Origin of the sequence: Pseudomonas sp. D4002 (genome assembly GCF_013385665.1) — a bacterium.
GTDB lineage: Bacteria > Pseudomonadota > Gammaproteobacteria > Pseudomonadales > Pseudomonadaceae > Aquipseudomonas.
The window spans coordinates 68,947-85,746 of the sequence record NZ_JACAPN010000024.1; the positions used below are offsets into that span (position 1 = coordinate 68,947).

Sequence of the window (16,800 nt, forward strand, 5' to 3'; positions counted from 1 at the left end):
AAGTCAAACTTAAAAGAGAACACAACGATGATTTTTTCCCGTAAGGCGGTTTCCAAGCGTCATCTGCTGCTGATTGCCGCAGGCTTCAGCACGGTGCTGACCGGTTGCGCAACGTCGCCGACCAACAAGGTCGCCTCGACCACCAAGGTCGAGTACTACCCGAACTGCTACGAGCCGGTGCAGCACCTGCGTGCTACCGATTCGGACCTGACCAAGTCGGTGGTCACCGGCGCCGCCCTGGGTGCGGCCGGTGGTGCATTGCTGGGCGCCTTGACCGGCGACTCCGACAAGCGCGGCCGCAACGCTGCCATCGGTGCAGCGGGCGGCGCCCTGGCCGGTGGTGCTGCGGGTTACTACACCGAGCGCCAGAAGCAGATCACCGATGACAACCAGCGCATCGCCTCCTACGCCACCGACGTCAACAAGCGTGCCTCCGACATCGACCGCAGCACCGCGTACGCCAAGGCGTCCCAGCAGTGCTACCAGAGCGCGTTCACCAAGCTGGTGGCCGACCGCAAGGCCAAGACCGTCAACGACGTTGAAGGCCGCAAGCGCCTGGCAGAAATCGTCTCGGGCCTGAAAGAGTCCAACGACCTGATCGTCGCGGTGAACGGCAAGGCCAGCGAAGACCTGAACAACTACACCCAGGCGTACGAGCAGGATCTGCAACAAGTGGGCGTACAACGTGCTGACGTGGTCACTGTTGCGACTGCCGATACCACGCCGGTGGTGACGCCAGCCAAAGGCAAGAAGCCGGTAAAAGTCGCGAAGAAGCCGGTGCTGCCAACCGTGCCGAAAGAAGCCGTAGCGACCGAGAAAACCATCCAGACCGCCCAGACCAAACAAGCTGAAAGCAAGCAGGTTGCCAGCGCCGGTAAAGCGCAGATCGAAGGCACTTGCCGTGATCCAAACCTGGCGGACTGGGCACCGGTTCCTTGCCCTAACGTCTGAGGCAAGTTGTTGCTATAAGCGTTAAACGCCAGCCGATCTCCTGCTAAAACGGGAGATCGGTAGCGTTATTTGCACAAATCGTTAAACTGCTGCGGCCACCCAATAATTACACTGAGGCCGTGTGCATGAAATTTCGTTTTCTTCTCTGGATGCTTGGCCTGTTGATGGGCAAAGCCAGCCGCACCAACCCTGCGTTCCAGCAGCAGTTGGGTGACAAGGACCTGGCGTTCCAGTTGCAGACCCTCGACGGCAAGGTTGCCCGTCACTTCATCGTCAAAGACCAGCGCATTACCAGCCGCTCGGGTGTTCATCCCGCGCCTGCGTTTGCCATCGCCTTCAAAGACGCCGCCTACGGCTTCGCCACGATGCAGGCGAAGAACAAGCAACTGGCGTTCATGACGGGGATTCAGGACAAGTCGATCCAGATCAAGGGCAACCCGGCGCTGGTGATCTGGTTCCAGGGGTTGACCAAGTATTTGAAGCCGAAGAAAAAGCCCAAAGGCTAGGGGTTCTTCAGCAATACTGCGTCGCCTGCATTCGCGAGCAAGCCCGCTCCCACATTCAATCCCATTCCAAAGTTGGAACTCGGTCGAATGTGGGAGCGGGCTTGCTCGCGAATACGGTGTAACAGGCGCCCGATTTATCCCTGGCTGAACTGCGAAGCCAACTCGCGCAACAACGTCTCCGCATCCAGCACCTTGCCCACCACGTCCTCTGCCTTGTCCCGGGTCAGCCCCAGGCGCTCAAGCAGTTCGTCCGGGATGGATTCATCCGGCCCCGAGCCGATGCCGCGGCTGCGCAGCAAGCGCACGGCCAGGCACACCAGGTTCGGGTATTCCGCATATTGGCCGTCGTAGGTCGGGTCGTGCTGGAAGCGCAGGGCGGTGGACAGTTCGTCCGGCATGTCCCAATAGCGCATCAACCACGCACCAATCTGCTCGCGGCTGATGCCCAGCAGATGCTGCTCGATGTAGCTGTGGCACAGGTGCGGGTTGACCTCCAGGTGCCGGCAGATCAGTGAGAAGTGCGGCGGGAAGACGTGGGCCAGCAACAGGTAGCCGAAATTGTGCAGCAGGCCGGCGAGGTACGTCAGGCCGGCTTCCGGGCGCTGGGCGCGGGGCATGGCGCGGGTCAGGCCTTCGATGACGGCGGCGGTGTAGATCGACTGGTGCCAGTACGGCGTGGCCTGTTGCGGGTGGTCCTTGGGCAGGCTCAAGGTCTTGCCCAGGGCCAGGCCGAGTGCGAGGTTGATCACCAGGTCAAAGCCCAGCACGCGCACGATGGCGTCTTCCACCGAGCGGATCTTGCCCGGCGAGGCGTAGTAGGGCGACGCGGCCCAACTCACCACCTGGGCGGCCAGGGCCGGGTCGGTTTCGACCACGCCGGTGATGTCGTCGATGGTGGCGTTGGGGTCGACCCGCAGCTTGATGATCTTTTGCGCGGTATCGGCCAGCGGTGGAATTTCGATGGTGGCTTCCAGGCGCTGCTGGATACGGCGGGCGGTGAACGCCTGCATCGCCTGGGTGATTTCCTCGCGGTCGTCATTGGGGCGATCCAGGTTTGGCCGGATGTTGCTCAGCGGCTCGCCGAAATGCGCGGCGCTGGCCTTGGTCAGCATGCTCTTGAACGCGTCGCTGGAAATCTCCAGCAGCAGCCCGGCTTCGCCCGAGTGCACCAGCACGGTCGGCTCACGCAACAGGCTTTCTTCGTAGAGGCAGGGAGAGCTGGTCAGCGGCGGCAGGCCGGGCAGCAGGCTCAGGCTGTGCTTGCCGAGCATGCGCTCCAGGCGCTCCGGCGACACGGCCGTGAGGCGCCGACCGGTGAGCTCGGCGAGGCGATTAAGGTCCAGCAACTGGTTCTGTGGAAACAGCACCATGAGTGCACCCACGGCATCATCGAGCAGTACGGCTTGAACCTTCTGCGCCGGGTTCAGGCCGGGGCGTTCGGCAACTTCCGTGTAGCTGATGGCGAGCTTTGCAAGCAGCGTCCGAATCACCGAGGGTGCAGTCGGTGGGGCTGTGGCGAGGGCAACTTCTGACATGGCCTGAATCCAATTTCCTACAGTCATTGGAGTATAACCAGCTTGATACAAGTGAGGGTTGTCTAAGTGAGTCAGCCGTCACACTTGGCCGTATTGCTGCCCATGTCTCAGCCAGCGATCCAGCAGCGGGCTGACGTGTTCCGGCCAACGCTCCAGTAACGCCTGGGCCGCGTCGCGCACGGCGGGCAGCAAGTCGGCATCGCGCATCAGGTCGGCGACCTTGAATTGCAGCAGGCCGGTCTGGCGGGTGCCGAGCATCTCGCCGGGGCCGCGCAGTTCGAGGTCTTTTTCGGCGATCACGAAGCCGTCGTTGGTTTCGCGCATGATCCCCAGGCGCTGGCGACCGATCTGCGACAGCGGCGGGTGGTACAGCAGCACACAGTGGCTGGCGGCGCTGCCCCGGCCGACGCGGCCGCGCAATTGGTGCAGTTGCGCCAGGCCCAGGCGCTCGGGGTTCTCGATGATCATCAGGCTGGCGTTGGGGACGTCGACGCCGACTTCAATCACCGTGGTCGCCACCAGCAATTGCAGGTTGCCGGCCTTGAACTCGGCCATTACCGCGGCCTTTTCCACCGGCTTCATGCGACCGTGAATCAGCCCGACCTTGAGTTCACCCAAGGCGCTGGTGAGGTCTTCATAGGTGGTTTCGGCGGCCTGGCAGGTCAGCTCTTCGGATTCTTCGATCAGCGTGCACACCCAATACGCCTGACGGCCTTCGGCGCAGGCGCCGCGTACCCGTTCGATGACTTCGACGCGGCGGGTGTCGGTGACCAGCACGGTGTTGACCGGCGTTCGGCCCGGCGGCAGTTCGTCGAGGATCGAAGTGTCGAGGTCGGCGTAGGCGCTCATGGCCAGGGTGCGTGGGATCGGTGTGGCGGTCATGATCAACTGGTGCGGGCTCATGCGGCCGCCCACGCCTTTCTGGCGCAGGGCCAGGCGCTGCTGCACACCGAAGCGGTGCTGTTCGTCGATGATCACCAGCGCCAGATTCTTGAACTTCACTTCGTCCTGGAACAACGCGTGGGTGCCCACCACCATCGGGGCGCCGGCGGCGATCTGCTCCAGGGCGGCTACGCGGTTCTTGCCCTTGAGCTTGCCGGCCAGCCACGCGACTTCCAGGCCCAGCGGTTGGAGCCAGCGCTTGAAGGTGATGAAGTGCTGCTCGGCGAGAATCTCGGTGGGCGCCATCAGCGCCACCTGATAGCCGGCTTCGAGGGCCTGCAACGCGGCGAGGGCGGCGACCACGGTTTTACCCGCGCCCACGTCGCCCTGGATCAGCCGCAGCATCGGTTCTTTCTGGCTCAGGTCGTAGGCAATTTCGTTGCCGACCCGTTGCTGGGCGCCCGTCGGTGCAAACCCCAGGTTGGCCAGGTATTGCGCAGGCAGGCGCTTGGCCTTGGGCATGGCCGGCGCGCGCAGCGAACGCATGCTCTCGCGCAGGCGCTGCTGGGACAGTTGATGGGTCAGCAGTTCTTCGAACGCCAGGCGATGCTGGGCCCAGTGATGACCGAGAGCCAACTCGTCGACGTCGGCGTCGGCGGGTGGGTGATGCAGGTAGCGGATCGCATCATCCAGCGGCGCCAGTTGATAGTCGCGCGCCAGTTCCTGGGGCAGCCAGTCGGGCAGGCTTTTTGGCCCGAGCATCGTCAGAGTCTGCATGCACAGTTGGCGCAAGCGCTGCTGGGTCAGGCCCTCGGTGAGCGGGTAAATTGGCGTGAGGGTGGTGTCTACCGGCGGCGGTTCGTCGCCGGTAATCGCGCGGTATTCCGGGTGATAGATTTCCAGCCCCGAAGCGCCGGGCCGGGCTTCGCCGTAGCAGCGCACGCGGGTACCACGCTTGAGGCCTTCCTTCTGGGCGTTGCTGAAGTGGTAGAAGCGCAGGCTCAGGCCGCCGGTGCCGTCTTGCAGGCGCACCACCAAGCTGCGGCGCTTGCCCATGACCACGTCGGCGCCGCTGACGGTGCCTTCAACCACGGCGTCCTGCCCAGGGCGCAAGTGGCCGATGGGCACCACGCGGGTGCGGTCCTGGTAACGCAGGGGCAGGTGGAACAGCACGTCCTGGAGATTTTCCAGCCCGACCTTGGCCAACTTCTCGGCCATGGCCTCCCCGACACCCTTGAGTGCCGTCACCGATACCTGCGACAGCTCAGTCATACCGTTACTTAGCTCGCAGCAGGCGGCTTGGCCACCGAACACAGGCGGATCGAGTCGGCGAGGATTTCAATCGCTTTCGGACGCGGGAAGCTCGCACGCCAGGCAATCGCCACGGTGCGGAACGGTACCGGCGGCGTCAGTGGGCGCACGGCGATTACGCCGGGGGCGTAGTGATGGCTGTCGACCGCCGACAGCGGCAGGATCGAGATACCCAGTCCGGAGGCGACCATATGGCGAATGGTTTCCAGGGAGCTGGACTCCACGGTGGTGTGCTTGGCGCCGTCGTTGCCCTTGGTCAGGGTCGGGCAGGCTTCCAGCACCTGGTCGCGGAAGCAATGGCCTTCGCCCAGCAACAGCAGGCTCTTGTCGTTGAGCAGGCCCGCGTCGATGGTGTCTTTCTGCGTCCATGGGTGGGACGCCGGCATCAGCACGTAGAACGGCTCATCGTAGAGCGGCAGCGTCAGCACATCCGCCTCGTTGAACGGTAGGGCGATGATGATCGCGTCCAGCTCGCCGTTGCGCAGTTTGTCGCGCAGCACGTGGGTGAAGTTTTCTTCGATATACAGCGGCATCTGCGGCGCGACGCGGTGTAGTTGCGGAATCAAGTGCGGGAACAGGTACGGGCCGACGGTGTAGATGGCGCCGACTTTCAGCGGGGCGGTCAGCTGGTTCTTGCCGGCCTGGGCCAGCTCGCGAATGCTTTGGGCCTGTTCCAGAACCTTCTGGGCCTGGGCGACGATGCCTTCGCCGACGGGCGTCAGGCGCACGGCGCTTTTGCTGCGCTCGAAAATCAGCACACCGAGTTCGTCTTCAAGCTTCTTCACACCCACCGACAGCGTCGGCTGGCTGACGTGGCAACGCTCGGCCGCGTGGCCGAAGTGCTGCTCTTGGGCGAGGGTAACGATGTAGCGTAATTCTGTAAGAGTCATAGCGGGCGTCCATGAGGTTGCGGGCCAAGCATACCGGCTGCAATCGATAGACGCACGTTATCAGACAGCGTAGGGGCCGCGACACCGGTTAATCGGGTATCGCCGCCCCGTATTTCACTTTTGCGGGTACTTGAAGGTGAAGGTTTCGGTGAAGGGAGCCCACCATTCAGGCACGCCGGTTTCCTTGTCTACATGGTGGAAGAAGCCCTTGATCTGTGGGCTTTCATAGCGCAGCACCACGGTGTAGGTGCCGGGGCCGTCCATTTTCACGTTGTTGGCGTAGTGGGCGCCGTCTTTGGCCACCATCGGCAACAGCGTGCCGATTTCCTTGTAGTCGGGCGAGCCCTCCTTGACCAGTGAGTAGCTGATGGTCAGGTAGGGCACCCACTCACCGTTGGACAGGCCGTATTTGTTGTCGGCAGTGGCGTGCACATCGGTCTCAAGGTGTACCGAGTCCTTGCTCATCACCATGCCTGGCGGCATGGGCGCCATTTCGATGCCCACCAGGTACGAGGAGGCGATCTCCATGTCATTGATCTGCACCGGTCCGCCAATCGGGTATTCGCGGGCTTGGGCGAGGGCGGAAGCGGCCACGGCGCTGACGAGCAGCAGTGCGGCGGCGAAGGGGTTGCGCAGGTGTTTCATGGTGGGGCTCCTGGGGCGGTTAATGTGATTGTGTCGGGCGTGAATGCAGTAAACGGTTACCCAGCACCAGGAGCGAGAGGGTGACGAGCCACGCCACCAATTGAACGCCCAGAGGTCGGTCGGTGTAGCCCACCAGCGCGGTCAATGCGCGGCCGGTGAGGCTGCCATCGGAGACCAGCCAGGAGGTGTCCCAGAGCTGGTAGCCCCAGGCGGGAATCAGGTCGATACCGGCGAGGATCGCGGCGGCCCGGCCAGCCATGCCGGCGGCAAGCAAGGCGATCATCCAGCCGGTAATCGAGAACAGGCGCTTGAGGCTGATGGCGACCAGGCCGCGGTACATCAGCCAGGACAGCGCGGCGCCGGCGACGATACCGAGCACGCCGCCGGCCAGCATCGACAGTGGGTCTGTCTGGCTGGAGGCGGCGATGCCATAGAGGAACAGCACGATTTCCGAGCCTTCGCGCAGCACGGCCACGGTGATGACCACGGCCAGGGCCCAGAGTGATTTTTCACCCTTGAGTACTGAATTGCCGGCGCTGCGCAGTTGGGTCGCCAGCTCGCGACCATGACTGGCCATCCACAGGTTGTGCCAGCCCAGCATGACTACGGCGACCACCAGGATGGCTGCGTTGAAAATCTCCTGGCCAAAGCCCTGCAGCGCCTGGGTAATTGCGCCGGTAAATAGTGCGAGGATGCCGGCACCGAGCACGCCGGCTGCGATTCCGCCGCCAATGAACAGCCCACGTCTTGCCAGGCCCTGGGTGGCGGCCATCACGATGCCCACCACAATCCCGGCTTCCAGCACTTCACGAAACACGATCAACAGACAGGCCAGCATGGCTTACTCCTTGGCTGCGACGGCGGTGACCGTGCCTTTGGCCTGGTCGGGGTGGTAGTCATCGAAGAAGGTGTAGGTGCCGGGATGCAGCGGGCCGGCAAACACCGTGATGGTGTTGCCGGGGGCAATGATTTTTTCGAATTTCATGTCGTAGCTTTCGAACTCGTCGACGCTTTCATCATGGCTGGTGAGTTGAATGCGAAAGCGTTCACCGGCCGGCACCTCGAACGTCGAGGGGCTGAAGGTGTGGTTCTGAATGACCAGGGTGACCAGCTGATCCGCCTGTGCAGCGACGGGGAAAGCCAGTAGGAGGAGAGCCAGCCGGGCAAGGTTGGGCATGCCGAATGTCCGCTAATGAGAACTATTCGCGAATAATTAGCGTTGTCTTTAATTGTTACAAGTGAAGATCGAGTTAGGTGTCGATTCGTTCAAGCCTGGTTCAGGTTGCGGTGATGCGCGGGGGAGGGAACAGCAGCCGTGGGCACCCGAGAGTGCCCACGGTAGGGTTTAGCGGCGACGTTTTTCGATGTTGTAAACGAATGGTGCAACGATCTCGATGCTCCCGCCTTTCAACATGTCGGCCGGCGGCTTGGGCAGCGGCTGGGCACGACGGATCATGTCGAGGGTGGCGCGGTCCAGGTCGGCGTTGCCGGAGCGGCCCACCAGTTCGTAGGACAGCACGTTGCCATCGGCATCAACCACGAAACGCAGGCGGTTCAGGCCTTCCTTGCCACGCGCCTGGGCGCCCGGCGGGTACTTCTTGTACTTCTGCAGGTGGCCCAGCAGGGTACTTTCCCAGGTGGCCTTGGCCGCGATCTGCTGCGGTGAAGGGCCCGGTTGTGGCTGGGCGGATTTTTCCGTAGGCGCGTTGTTCTGCGGAGTTTCGCTCGGCGGCTCTTCGGAAGGTTTTTCCTTGGGCGGATCGGGCTTTTTCTCCACAGGCTTGGGCGGCTGTGGTTTTGGCTTGGGCTTGACCGGCTTTGGCACCTGGATCGTCGGCTTAGGTGCCTCGGCCAGTTTCGGCAATGGCAGCTCTTCGACTGGCGCAGGCGGCTGTGGCGGCGTGATCACCTTCGGCGGGGCCGGAGGTGGTGGCGCCGGCATCGGTGCCAGGTCGATGACCATGGCGGCCGGAGGCAGCTGGACCATATGTGGCGCCGACCACTGGAGCGCGATGATGATCGCGACGGCGTGGACGCCCAGCACGACGGCAAGGCTGGTGCCATAACGCGTCAGTTTGTGGCGCGTCGTGATCATTTCTTGGCTGCCGTCTCAAGTCCGACCAGGCCTACCTTGAGGTAGCCGGCCGCCCGCAGGGCATCCATCACGCTCATCAGGTCGCCGTAGTCCACGCCCTTGTCGGCCTGGAAGAAGATGGTCGTGTCTTTCTTGCCCTGGGTCTTGGCGTCGAGCACCGCGCCCAGGGTGTCGGATTTGACTTCTTCTTCGCCCAGGAACAGACGCTGGTCCGCCTTCACGCTGAGGAATATCGGTTTCTCAGGCCGCGGCGCAGGTTTCGCGCTGGAAGCGGGCAGGTCGACCTTGATATCCACGGTGGCCAACGGTGCTGCCACCATGAAGATGATCAGCAGCACCAGCATCACGTCGATAAACGGCGTGACGTTGATTTCGTGGTTCTCGACGAGCTCGTCGTCGCCTTGATTCAAATGCAGGCCCATGGCCGATTACCCCACTTTCACCATGTGCGGTTGCGAGCTGCGCTCGGAAGGCAGGTGATCGAGGTCACGGCTGACCAGCAACAGGACTTCTGCCGAAGCGTCCGACACCTGCGCCTTGTAGCCGGCGATCGAACGGGCGAAGACGTTGTAGATGACTACCGCAGGAATCGCGGCAACCAGGCCCAGTGCGGTTGCCAGCAGGGCTTCGGCGATGCCGGGCGCCACGACGGCGAGGTTGGTGGTCTGGGTTTTGGCGATGCCGATGAAGCTGTTCATGATGCCCCACACGGTACCGAACAGGCCGACGAAGGGCGCGGTGGAACCGATGGTGGCCAGCACGCCGGTGCCGTTGCTCATATTGCGACCGCAGGCGGCAACCAGGCGCTCAAGACGGAAACTGACGCGTTCCTTGATGCCTTCCTTTTCACGGGTGTTGGCAGACAGGCGCATCTCTTCGAGTGCGTCGTGAACCAGCAGGTGCGCCAGGGTGCCCTTCTTCGCCGCGCTTTCGCTGGCTTCTTTCAGGGTGGTGGCTTTTTTCAGGTGGACGATTTCAGTGCGCAGGCGACGCTTGGCGCCCAGCAGTTCGAAGCCCTTGGCAATCCAGATGGTCCAGGTGATGATCGAAGCGATGGCCAGGCCGATCATCACGATCTTCACGATGATGTCAGCGTTCTGGTACATGCCCCACGGCGACAGGTCGTGGGCCATGCCCAGGCTGTTGTCTTCTTCCAGCACGACGCCGGATTCGTCAGCCGGTGCGCCTTCGGCGGCCAGGGCCGGGTCGGTCGCGGCCGGTGCAGCGGCTGGCGCAGGAGCGTTTTGCTCTGTAGCTGGCGCGCTCGCTGCAGGCGGGGCGGCCGGCGCGGTGTTGTCGGCGAACGCGGCGGTCGGTGCCAGCAGGACGCTGAACAGCACTGCAGCAATCGCACGCCAGGCGCGGGATGGGCTGTGAGGCTTGGTTGGCGAAGCGGGGGATGTATTGCGTGTCATGCTGGCCGGACCTGAGAGAAAAAAATGAGTGAGCGTCCTTCCAGACCGTAACGGGTCGAGGACAAATGGGCGGTTATTATTGCAAGTAATTCTTGTTAACAGAAGTAATACAGTTACTTTATTTGTCGTTTTGCTGGCCGCTGGTCATCTGCGGGGGCTAACCTTGACCTTTAAGAACGGAGTTTTGTGATGTCTGCGCCTTCTGTGGTGATTGCCGGTTGCGGCGATGTCGGTAGCCGTCTGGCCACCCAATTGCTGGCCCAGGGCTGGGAGGTTCATGGCCTGCGGCGGGATATTTCGCGCCTTCCCAAGGGCGTTATCGGGATTGCCGGCGACCTGTTCAATGAAGACTGCCCCGATACCTGGCCGGTGGGCGGGGTGGATTACCTGGTGTATTGCGCGGCCGCCACCGATCACGACGAGGCGGGTTATCGTGCGGCATACGTGCAAGGGTTGCGGCATGTGCTGGAGTGGCTGAACGACTACGGCCAGGAGCCCAAGCACCTGCTGTTTGTGTCCAGCAGCAGTGTGTATGGGCAGCAGAACGGTGAGTGGGTCGACGAAAGCTCCGAGACCAAGGCAGGCGGTTATTCCGGCCAAGTCATGCTGGAAGCCGAGCAAGTGGCGTTGAATAGCGGCATTCCCGCGAGCGTGGTGCGCCTCACCGGTATCTATGGCCCGGGCCGGGAATGGCTGCTGAGCCAAGTGCGCCAGGGCTATCGCGTGGCGATTGATCCGCCTTTATATGGCAACCGGATTCACGCGGATGACGCGGCGGGTTTGCTGGCGTTTTTGCTGCAGCACGTGGAGCAGGGGGGTGTGCTGGATAAGTGCTACATCGGCGTTGACGATGCTCCGGCCCCGCTGGCCGAGGTGGTTGCCTGGTTGCGCGAGTACCTTGGCGTGACCGAATGGGCCGAGAACGCCAGGGTCCGCCGTGCTGGGAGCAAACAGTGCAGCAATGCCCGGGCCAAGGCGCTGGGCTGGGTGCCGCGTTATCCGAGTTATCGCGAAGGGTATGCGGCGATCCTGGAGGGTTGATCGCGGCGTGAAGAAAAAGGAGCCTGAGGGCTCCTTTTTTTGCGTCACTGTTTTTCCAGCAACCACTGTCGTGGCCCGGGGGTAAACGAGGGTACCTCGTCGGCCTGGGCGGTGTTGATCGCCTGGAAGATCTCCAGTTGCTTGCCCTTGCGCGCAAAGATCCACGGGTTGCCCTGGCCGTTCAACTGTAGCCAGATACTGTCGTAGCCGCCGCTCATGGAGGCGCAATCGCCCGCCAGGCACAGCGAGTACTGATCGGCGCCGGGCAAGCCGGTCACCTGGCCATTGGCCTGGAACTGTACGGTGGCGCCTTCGCCAGTGCCGCTGCTGATTTTCCAGGTGCCGCCCATGTAGGCGGCGTACAGGGTGCGTTCGAAGTTGGCACCCAGTGGCGCGCCTTCGGGGGCTGGATCCTTGGCACGGGCGAACAGTTGCTCGGGCTCGTTATCATTGGCCCCTTGCAGCAGCAGCTTGCCTTTACGCTTGAGTTCAGTGGCGGAGCTGCCGTAGAAATCGACACTCCAGGCGCCGGATTTTTCACCCAGCAATTTGCCTTCAGCTACTTCAAAACCGTTGTAGTAGCGGGCCTGGGACGCTTTGGTGTTCACCTCCCATTCGAGGTTCGGACCATAGCTCTGCAGGGCTTCACGCAAAGGGCCGCCCTTGGCTGCCGCGTCGATGGCGGCCTGGTTGATCCAGGTGCCGCTCACATCCAGGTCGGCGGGATTGCTGGCGCAGCCGCCGAGCAACAGGGCGAGCAACGAAGAGGCAACGAGCGCTTTGCGCATTACGAAATCCTTCCAAGAACCAATTCGGCGCAGCCTTCCCGTGGAAGCGCTGCGCCGGATGTTTTACTCGATGACCAGAATGGCGTCCATCTCAACCTGCGCGCCCTTTGGCAGGGCGGCAACGCCGATGGCGGCGCGGGCAGGGTACGGCTGTTCGAAGTATTTGCCCATGATCTCGTTGACCTTGGCGAAGTGGCTCAGGTCGGTGAGGAAGATGTTCAGTTTGACGATGTCCTTGAACGAACCGCCCGCAGCTTCGGCAACCGACTTCAGGTTTTCGAAGACCTGGATGGTCTGGGCTTCAAAGCCTTCAACCAGCTCCATGGTTTTTGGGTCCAGTGGAATCTGGCCGGACATGTAGACGGTATTGCCCGCCTTGATCGCCTGGGAATAAGTACCGATTGCTGCTGGTGCCTTGTCGCTGGTGATAACAGTCTTGGTCATGAATGACTCCTTGTAATGGATGGGCTAGGCGCGCATGCGGGTGATGCGGATGACCCCGGTCAGGGCGCGCAGTTTCTTGATCACGCGGGCCAGGTGCACGCGGTCGTGCACGCTGACCACCAGTTGGACCACGCTGATGCGGCCATCGCGTTCGTCCATGCTGATTTTCTCGATATTGCCGTCGGCCGCGTTCACGCTGCTGGCCAGCAGGGCAATCAGGCCGCGCTGGTGTTCCAGCTCGACCCGCAGCTCGACGTTGAATTCGCCAGTGACATCCTTTGCCCACGAAAGCTGGATGCATTTCTCGGGGTTGTGGCGGATTTCACTGATGTTGCGGCAGTTGTCCAGGTGCACCACCATGCCTTTGCCCGCAGACAAATGGCCGACAATCGGGTCGCCAGGGATCGGCGTGCAGCACTTGGCGTAGCTGAGCACCAGGCCTTCGGTGCCGCGAATCGCCAGCGGGCCTTCGGGGCTTGGCAACTGTTCGCCTTCGCCCAGCAGGCGGCGCGCGACCACATAGGCCATGCGGTTGCCCAGGCCGATGTCTTCCAGCAAGTCTTCGATCAGTTCCTGGCGGTACTCGTGCAACATCGCCTGCACGCGTTCGGCCGGGATCTTGTCCAGTGAGCTGTCGAAGCCGTTGAGCACCTTGTTCAGCAGGCGTTCGCCCAGGCTGATGGACTCGGAACGGCGTTGCAGTTTCAGGGCGTGACGGATGTGGGTGCGAGCCTTGCCGGTGACCACAAAGTTGAGCCAGGCCGGGTTCGGGCGCGCGCCCGGTGCGCTGACGATCTCCACCGTGGAGCCGCTTTGCAGCGGTTCCGACAGCGGGGCCAGTCGACGATTGATCCGACAGGCTATGCAGCTGTTACCCACATCTGTGTGCACCGCGTAGGCAAAGTCGACCGCCGTGGAGCCTTTGGGCAGCTCCATGATCCGGCCTTTGGGCGTGAACACGTAGACCTCGTCCGGGAACAGGTCGATCTTCACGCTTTCGATAAATTCCAGGGAGTTGCCGGCACGTTGCTGCATTTCCAGCACGCCCTTGACCCACTGGCGGGCGCGGGCATGGGTGCCTTTTGGCTGCTCGTCGCCGGTGGATTTGTACAGCCAATGGGCGGCGATGCCGTTGTTGGCCATCTCTTCCATTTCGCGGGTGCGGATCTGGATCTCGATCGGCACCCCGTGCATACCGAACAGCGTGGTATGCAGCGACTGATAGCCGTTGGCCTTGGGAATCGCGATGTAATCCTTGAAGCGTCCCGGCAGGGGCTTGTACAAATTATGTACAGCACCCAGCACGCGGTAGCAGGTATCGACCTTGTCGACGATGATCCGGAACGCGTACACGTCCATGATCTCGTTGAAGGCCCGGCGCTTGCCGCGCATCTTCTTGTAGATGCCGTAGATGTGTTTCTGCCGGCCGCTGACTTCGCCCTCGATCTCATCGATCGCCAGGCAATGGCTCAGGGATTCTTCGATCTTGTTGACGATTTCCTTGCGATTGCCCCGGGCGCGTTTCACTGCCTGGTAGATGCGCGCGGAACGCATCGGGTGCATGGCCTTGAAGCCGAGGTCTTCGAACTCGATACGAATGGCGTGCATGCCCAGCCGGTTGGCGATGGGCGCGTAGATTTCCAGGGTTTCCTTGGCGATGCGCCGGCGTTTTTCACCGGACAGCACTTCCAGCGTGCGCATGTTGTGCAGCCGGTCGGCCAGCTTGACCAGGATCACCCGGATGTCCCGGGCCATGGCCATGGCCATCTTCTGGAAGTTTTCCGCCTGGGCTTCGGCCTTGGTTTCGAAGTTCATCTGGGTCAGTTTGCTGACCCCGTCGACCAGTTCGGCCACGGTTTCGCCAAATTGCGCACTGAGCGCTTCCTTGGCAATGCCGGTGTCTTCGATCACGTCATGCAGCATCGCGGCCATCAGGCTCTGATGGTCCATGTGCATGTCGGCAAGAATATTGGCCACGGCAAGAGGATGCGTGACATACGCCTCGCCACTGCGGCGGCGTTGGCCGTCGTGGGCTTGTTCGGCGTAGAAATACGCTCGGCGGACCAGGTTGACCTGGTCTGGGCCGAGGTAGGTCGATAAGCGATCGGCGAGGGCGTCTATGCTCGGCAAAGTATTAACTCCTGCCGTTGGCTGTGACCCCGCGCCGTGCTACGTCGACCAGGCATAGGCTTAGACGGCCTCGTTGGACTCGTCCTCGAACGCTGCAAACAGCGGTTCGTCTTCAACGATTTCGGCGTTGGCGATGAACTCGTAGCTCATCAGGCCTTCAGCGATTTCACGCAGGGCTACAACGGTAGGCTTGTCGTTTTCCCACTGGACCAGGGGCTCTTTGCCGCCAGTGGCCAGTTGACGGGCACGCTTGGTAGAGAGCATGACCAGCTCAAAGCGGTTATCCACGTGTTCTAGGCAGTCTTCAACGGTTACGCGGGCCATGGTATTCCTCGGAGCGAATGCAATATGCGCGCTGCCCGGTTGGGCGAGCGGACTGAACAGTTTAAAAAATCACCAGCGTTTAGGGAAGCGCTGATTTTTCGCAGGCCATCGCAAACGCGCTACAAGTGCCAATGTAAAGCCCCTGCAGCGGTTTTGGGAAGAGCCAATCAGCCGAGCAGTTCGGCCAATAATTTGCCGAAACGCTGCTGCTGACGCTTTTGCTGGAGCTGATTGGCGCGGAAAATCGCTTTCAGATCGTCCAGCGCGTGAGCGAAATCGTCGTTGATGATCAGGTAGTCGTAGTCGACGTAGTGGCTCATTTCACTGACGGCTTCACGCATGCGACCTTCGATGATCTCGTCGCTGTCCTGGCCACGATTGGTCAGGCGCTGGTGCAACGCTTCCAGCGAAGGCGGCAGTATGAAGATCGAGCGAGCTTTGGGCATCAGCTGGCGCACTTGCTCGGCGCCCTGCCAGTCGATTTCCAGGATCAGGTCGTGGCCTTCGTCCAGGGTCTGCTGCAGGTGGCTTTGCGAGGTGCCGTAGAGGTTGCCGAAGACCTCGGCGCGCTCCAGGAAATCACCGTGCTCGATCATCTTGACGAACTCGGTGCGCTCGACGAAGTGGTAGTGCACGCCGTTCACTTCACCCGGGCGCATGGCGCGGGTGGTGTGGGACACCGAGATGCGGATCTGCTCGTCAGCGTCGGTCAGGGCCTTGACCAGGCTGCTTTTGCCCGCGCCCGATGGGGCAGAAATGATGTAAAGGGTGCCGGTGCTGTGGGTCATGTCAGGGTGCCTTACTCGATATTCTGTACTTGTTCGCGCATTTGCTCGATCAACACTTTGAGGTTGACCGCAGCCTGGGTGCTGCGCGGATCAAAGGCTTTGGAGCCCAGTGTATTGGCTTCGCGGTTGAGTTCCTGCATCAGGAAGTCCAGGCGCCGACCGGCGGCACCGGCAGACTTGAGCACGCGGCGCACTTCCAGGATGTGGGTGCTCAGGCGGTCGAGTTCTTCGGCCACGTCGCTTTTTTGCGCCAGCAGGACCATCTCCTGCTCCAGACGCACCGGATCCAGTTCGGCCTGCATGTCGGCGAAGCGGTCCAGGACCTTCTGGCGCTGGGTGGCAAGCATCTGCGGCACCAGTTCGCGCAGGGTCACCACGTCTTCTTCAATGGAGGTCAGGCGGTCGCTGATCAGGCGGGCCAGCTCGGCGCCTTCGCGTTCGCGGCCGGCCTTGAGTTCTTTCAAGCCCTGGTTGAACAGGGCCAGCGCCTCGGCGTTCAACGCCTGTGGGTCAGTGGCGTCGGCCACCAGCACGCCGGGCCAGGCCAGGACTTCCAGCGGGTTGATGGCGGCAGGCTGCTTGATCAGGCCGGCGATGGTTTCGGCGGCGGCGACCAATTGCGCGGCGCGCTCTCGATCCACCTGCAACGGCTTGCCGGTGGTTTCCTCGGTAAAGCGCAGGGTGCATTCCAGCTTGCCGCGGGAGATGCCCTGGCGCAGTGCCTCACGAACCGCGCCTTCGAGGTCGCGAAACGATTCCGGCAGGCGCAGGTGCGGCTCCAGGTAGCGGCTGTTGACCGAGCGCAATTCCCAGCTCAGGGTGCCTTGGACGCCGGCTTTTTCGACGCGGGCGAAGGCGGTCATGCTGTGCACCATGGAGGTACCTCGCGATGCAGTCCCGCAAACAGGCGGGCTGATGGGTAGATTGAAGCCGACAGGCTGCGAAGGCGCAGGATTGTAGCTCAACGGGACGGGTGGCCCCAAACAGTGGCTTCGGTGCCCGGGTTTGTAACAGGATTTTTTAGCCGTGCCGATCAGGGCTGGCGGCTCTATAAT

18 protein-coding genes are annotated in these 16,800 nt (G+C 62.1%); 3 read left to right on the forward strand and 15 right to left on the reverse strand.

All coding sequences use genetic code 11. The features are described 5' to 3' along the window. Positions 1–27 precede the first annotated feature (27 nt). Positions 28–951 carry a type VI secretion system-associated lipoprotein TagQ gene (gene tagQ, locus HX824_RS17495; protein WP_003213311.1) on the forward strand — a complete coding sequence of 308 codons (924 nt, stop codon included), beginning with the start codon at positions 28–30 and terminating at the stop codon, positions 949–951. Positions 952–1,076: 125 nt separating this feature from the next. After that, positions 1,077–1,457, forward strand: a complete 381-nt coding sequence (locus tag HX824_RS17500) for a hypothetical protein (RefSeq protein WP_008439448.1) — start codon at positions 1,077–1,079, stop codon at positions 1,455–1,457. A 134-nt stretch (positions 1,458–1,591) separates the two neighbouring features. Here the strand turns inward: HX824_RS17500 and HX824_RS17505 are convergent, their stop codons facing one another. The 9 genes from HX824_RS17505 to exbB form a co-directional block, all read right to left on the reverse strand. Continuing rightward, positions 1,592–2,992 (reverse strand): aminoacyl-tRNA deacylase and HDOD domain-containing protein, encoded by a 1,401-nt coding sequence (locus HX824_RS17505; RefSeq protein ID WP_177054879.1) that lies wholly within the window; start codon positions 2,990–2,992, stop codon positions 1,592–1,594. Between the two features lie 78 nt (positions 2,993–3,070). Further along, positions 3,071–5,146, reverse strand: coding sequence for an ATP-dependent DNA helicase RecG (gene recG / locus HX824_RS17510; protein WP_177054880.1), 2,076 nt, complete (start codon positions 5,144–5,146; stop codon positions 3,071–3,073). A gap of 8 nt (positions 5,147–5,154) precedes the next feature. Next, a complete protein-coding gene (locus HX824_RS17515; protein WP_003213305.1) occupies positions 5,155–6,075 on the reverse strand; it encodes a hydrogen peroxide-inducible genes activator in 921 nt (306 codons plus the stop codon). 114 nt (positions 6,076–6,189) lie between these two features. Beyond that, positions 6,190–6,720: an iron transporter gene (locus HX824_RS17520; protein ID WP_177054881.1), complete on the reverse strand. Its 531-nt coding sequence runs from the start codon at positions 6,718–6,720 to the stop codon at positions 6,190–6,192. Between the two features lie 19 nt (positions 6,721–6,739). Continuing rightward, positions 6,740–7,558, reverse strand: coding sequence for an FTR1 family protein (locus HX824_RS17525; RefSeq protein WP_008439439.1), 819 nt, complete (start codon positions 7,556–7,558; stop codon positions 6,740–6,742). A 3-nt stretch (positions 7,559–7,561) separates the two neighbouring features. Continuing rightward, the gene (locus tag HX824_RS17530; RefSeq protein ID WP_177054882.1) at positions 7,562–7,897 is read right to left on the reverse strand and encodes a cupredoxin domain-containing protein; all 336 of its coding nucleotides are present in this window, start codon (positions 7,895–7,897) and stop codon (positions 7,562–7,564) included. A gap of 168 nt (positions 7,898–8,065) precedes the next feature. Next, entirely contained in the window at positions 8,066–8,815 is a 750-nt protein-coding gene (locus tag HX824_RS17535; RefSeq protein ID WP_003213297.1) for an energy transducer TonB, read from the reverse strand. Beyond that, on the reverse strand, positions 8,812–9,237 hold the full coding sequence (gene exbD, locus HX824_RS17540; protein ID WP_003213296.1) for a TonB system transport protein ExbD: 426 nt from the start codon (positions 9,235–9,237) through the stop codon (positions 8,812–8,814). Before exbD ends, HX824_RS17535 begins: the two co-directional genes overlap by 4 nt. A 6-nt stretch (positions 9,238–9,243) precedes the next feature. Further along, positions 9,244–10,230, reverse strand: a complete 987-nt coding sequence (gene exbB / locus HX824_RS17545; RefSeq protein ID WP_087693713.1) for a tonB-system energizer ExbB — start codon at positions 10,228–10,230, stop codon at positions 9,244–9,246. A 189-nt stretch (positions 10,231–10,419) separates the two neighbouring features. On the opposite strand from exbB, the gene HX824_RS17550 reads away from it, so the two are divergent. Then, positions 10,420–11,271: an SDR family oxidoreductase gene (locus tag HX824_RS17550; RefSeq protein WP_177054883.1), complete on the forward strand. Its 852-nt coding sequence runs from the start codon at positions 10,420–10,422 to the stop codon at positions 11,269–11,271. 44 nt (positions 11,272–11,315) lie between these two features. On the opposite strand, the gene HX824_RS17555 is transcribed toward HX824_RS17550, so the two are convergent. The 6 genes from HX824_RS17555 to HX824_RS17580 form a co-directional block, all read right to left on the reverse strand. Next, positions 11,316–12,059 carry a hypothetical protein gene (locus HX824_RS17555; RefSeq protein WP_003213290.1) on the reverse strand — a complete coding sequence of 248 codons (744 nt, stop codon included), beginning with the start codon at positions 12,057–12,059 and terminating at the stop codon, positions 11,316–11,318. A gap of 63 nt (positions 12,060–12,122) precedes the next feature. Next, positions 12,123–12,503, reverse strand: coding sequence for a RidA family protein (locus HX824_RS17560; protein ID WP_003213288.1), 381 nt, complete (start codon positions 12,501–12,503; stop codon positions 12,123–12,125). Positions 12,504–12,527: 24 nt separating this feature from the next. Next, complete coding sequence (spoT, locus tag HX824_RS17565) at positions 12,528–14,633, reverse strand: bifunctional GTP diphosphokinase/guanosine-3',5'-bis pyrophosphate 3'-pyrophosphohydrolase (RefSeq protein WP_008439435.1); 2,106 nt, start codon at positions 14,631–14,633, stop codon at positions 12,528–12,530. Positions 14,634–14,693: 60 nt separating this feature from the next. Continuing rightward, positions 14,694–14,957: a DNA-directed RNA polymerase subunit omega gene (gene rpoZ / locus HX824_RS17570; protein WP_003176920.1), complete on the reverse strand. Its 264-nt coding sequence runs from the start codon at positions 14,955–14,957 to the stop codon at positions 14,694–14,696. A gap of 167 nt (positions 14,958–15,124) precedes the next feature. Next, a complete protein-coding gene (gene gmk, locus HX824_RS17575) occupies positions 15,125–15,745 on the reverse strand; it encodes a guanylate kinase (RefSeq protein WP_003213284.1) in 621 nt (206 codons plus the stop codon). 11 nt (positions 15,746–15,756) lie between these two features. Continuing rightward, complete coding sequence (locus HX824_RS17580; RefSeq protein ID WP_008439430.1) at positions 15,757–16,620, reverse strand: YicC/YloC family endoribonuclease; 864 nt, start codon at positions 16,618–16,620, stop codon at positions 15,757–15,759. Positions 16,621–16,800 lie beyond the last annotated feature (180 nt).

Excerpts from the sequence above, each read along its gene's own strand:
- tagQ (WP_003213311.1), top strand. The coding sequence starts at position 28 with ATGATTTTTTCCCGTAAGGCGGTTTCCAAGCGTCATCTGCTGCTGATT.
- HX824_RS17500 (WP_008439448.1), top strand. The coding sequence starts at position 1,077 with ATGAAATTTCGTTTTCTTCTCTGGATGCTTGGCCTGTTGATGGGCAAA.
- HX824_RS17505 (WP_177054879.1), bottom strand. The coding sequence starts at position 2,992 with ATGTCAGAAGTTGCCCTCGCCACAGCCCCACCGACTGCACCCTCGGTG.
- recG (WP_177054880.1), bottom strand. The coding sequence starts at position 5,146 with ATGACTGAGCTGTCGCAGGTATCGGTGACGGCACTCAAGGGTGTCGGG.
- HX824_RS17515 (WP_003213305.1), bottom strand. The coding sequence starts at position 6,075 with ATGACTCTTACAGAATTACGCTACATCGTTACCCTCGCCCAAGAGCAG.
- HX824_RS17520 (WP_177054881.1), bottom strand. The coding sequence starts at position 6,720 with ATGAAACACCTGCGCAACCCCTTCGCCGCCGCACTGCTGCTCGTCAGC.
- HX824_RS17525 (WP_008439439.1), bottom strand. The coding sequence starts at position 7,558 with ATGCTGGCCTGTCTGTTGATCGTGTTTCGTGAAGTGCTGGAAGCCGGG.
- HX824_RS17530 (WP_177054882.1), bottom strand. The coding sequence starts at position 7,897 with ATGCCCAACCTTGCCCGGCTGGCTCTCCTCCTACTGGCTTTCCCCGTC.
- HX824_RS17535 (WP_003213297.1), bottom strand. The coding sequence starts at position 8,815 with ATGATCACGACGCGCCACAAACTGACGCGTTATGGCACCAGCCTTGCC.
- exbD (WP_003213296.1), bottom strand. The coding sequence starts at position 9,237 with ATGGGCCTGCATTTGAATCAAGGCGACGACGAGCTCGTCGAGAACCAC.
- exbB (WP_087693713.1), bottom strand. The coding sequence starts at position 10,230 with ATGACACGCAATACATCCCCCGCTTCGCCAACCAAGCCTCACAGCCCA.
- HX824_RS17550 (WP_177054883.1), top strand. The coding sequence starts at position 10,420 with ATGTCTGCGCCTTCTGTGGTGATTGCCGGTTGCGGCGATGTCGGTAGC.
- HX824_RS17555 (WP_003213290.1), bottom strand. The coding sequence starts at position 12,059 with ATGCGCAAAGCGCTCGTTGCCTCTTCGTTGCTCGCCCTGTTGCTCGGC.
- HX824_RS17560 (WP_003213288.1), bottom strand. The coding sequence starts at position 12,503 with ATGACCAAGACTGTTATCACCAGCGACAAGGCACCAGCAGCAATCGGT.
- rpoZ (WP_003176920.1), bottom strand. The coding sequence starts at position 14,957 with ATGGCCCGCGTAACCGTTGAAGACTGCCTAGAACACGTGGATAACCGC.
- gmk (WP_003213284.1), bottom strand. The coding sequence starts at position 15,745 with ATGACCCACAGCACCGGCACCCTTTACATCATTTCTGCCCCATCGGGC.
- HX824_RS17580 (WP_008439430.1), bottom strand. The coding sequence starts at position 16,620 with ATGGTGCACAGCATGACCGCCTTCGCCCGCGTCGAAAAAGCCGGCGTC.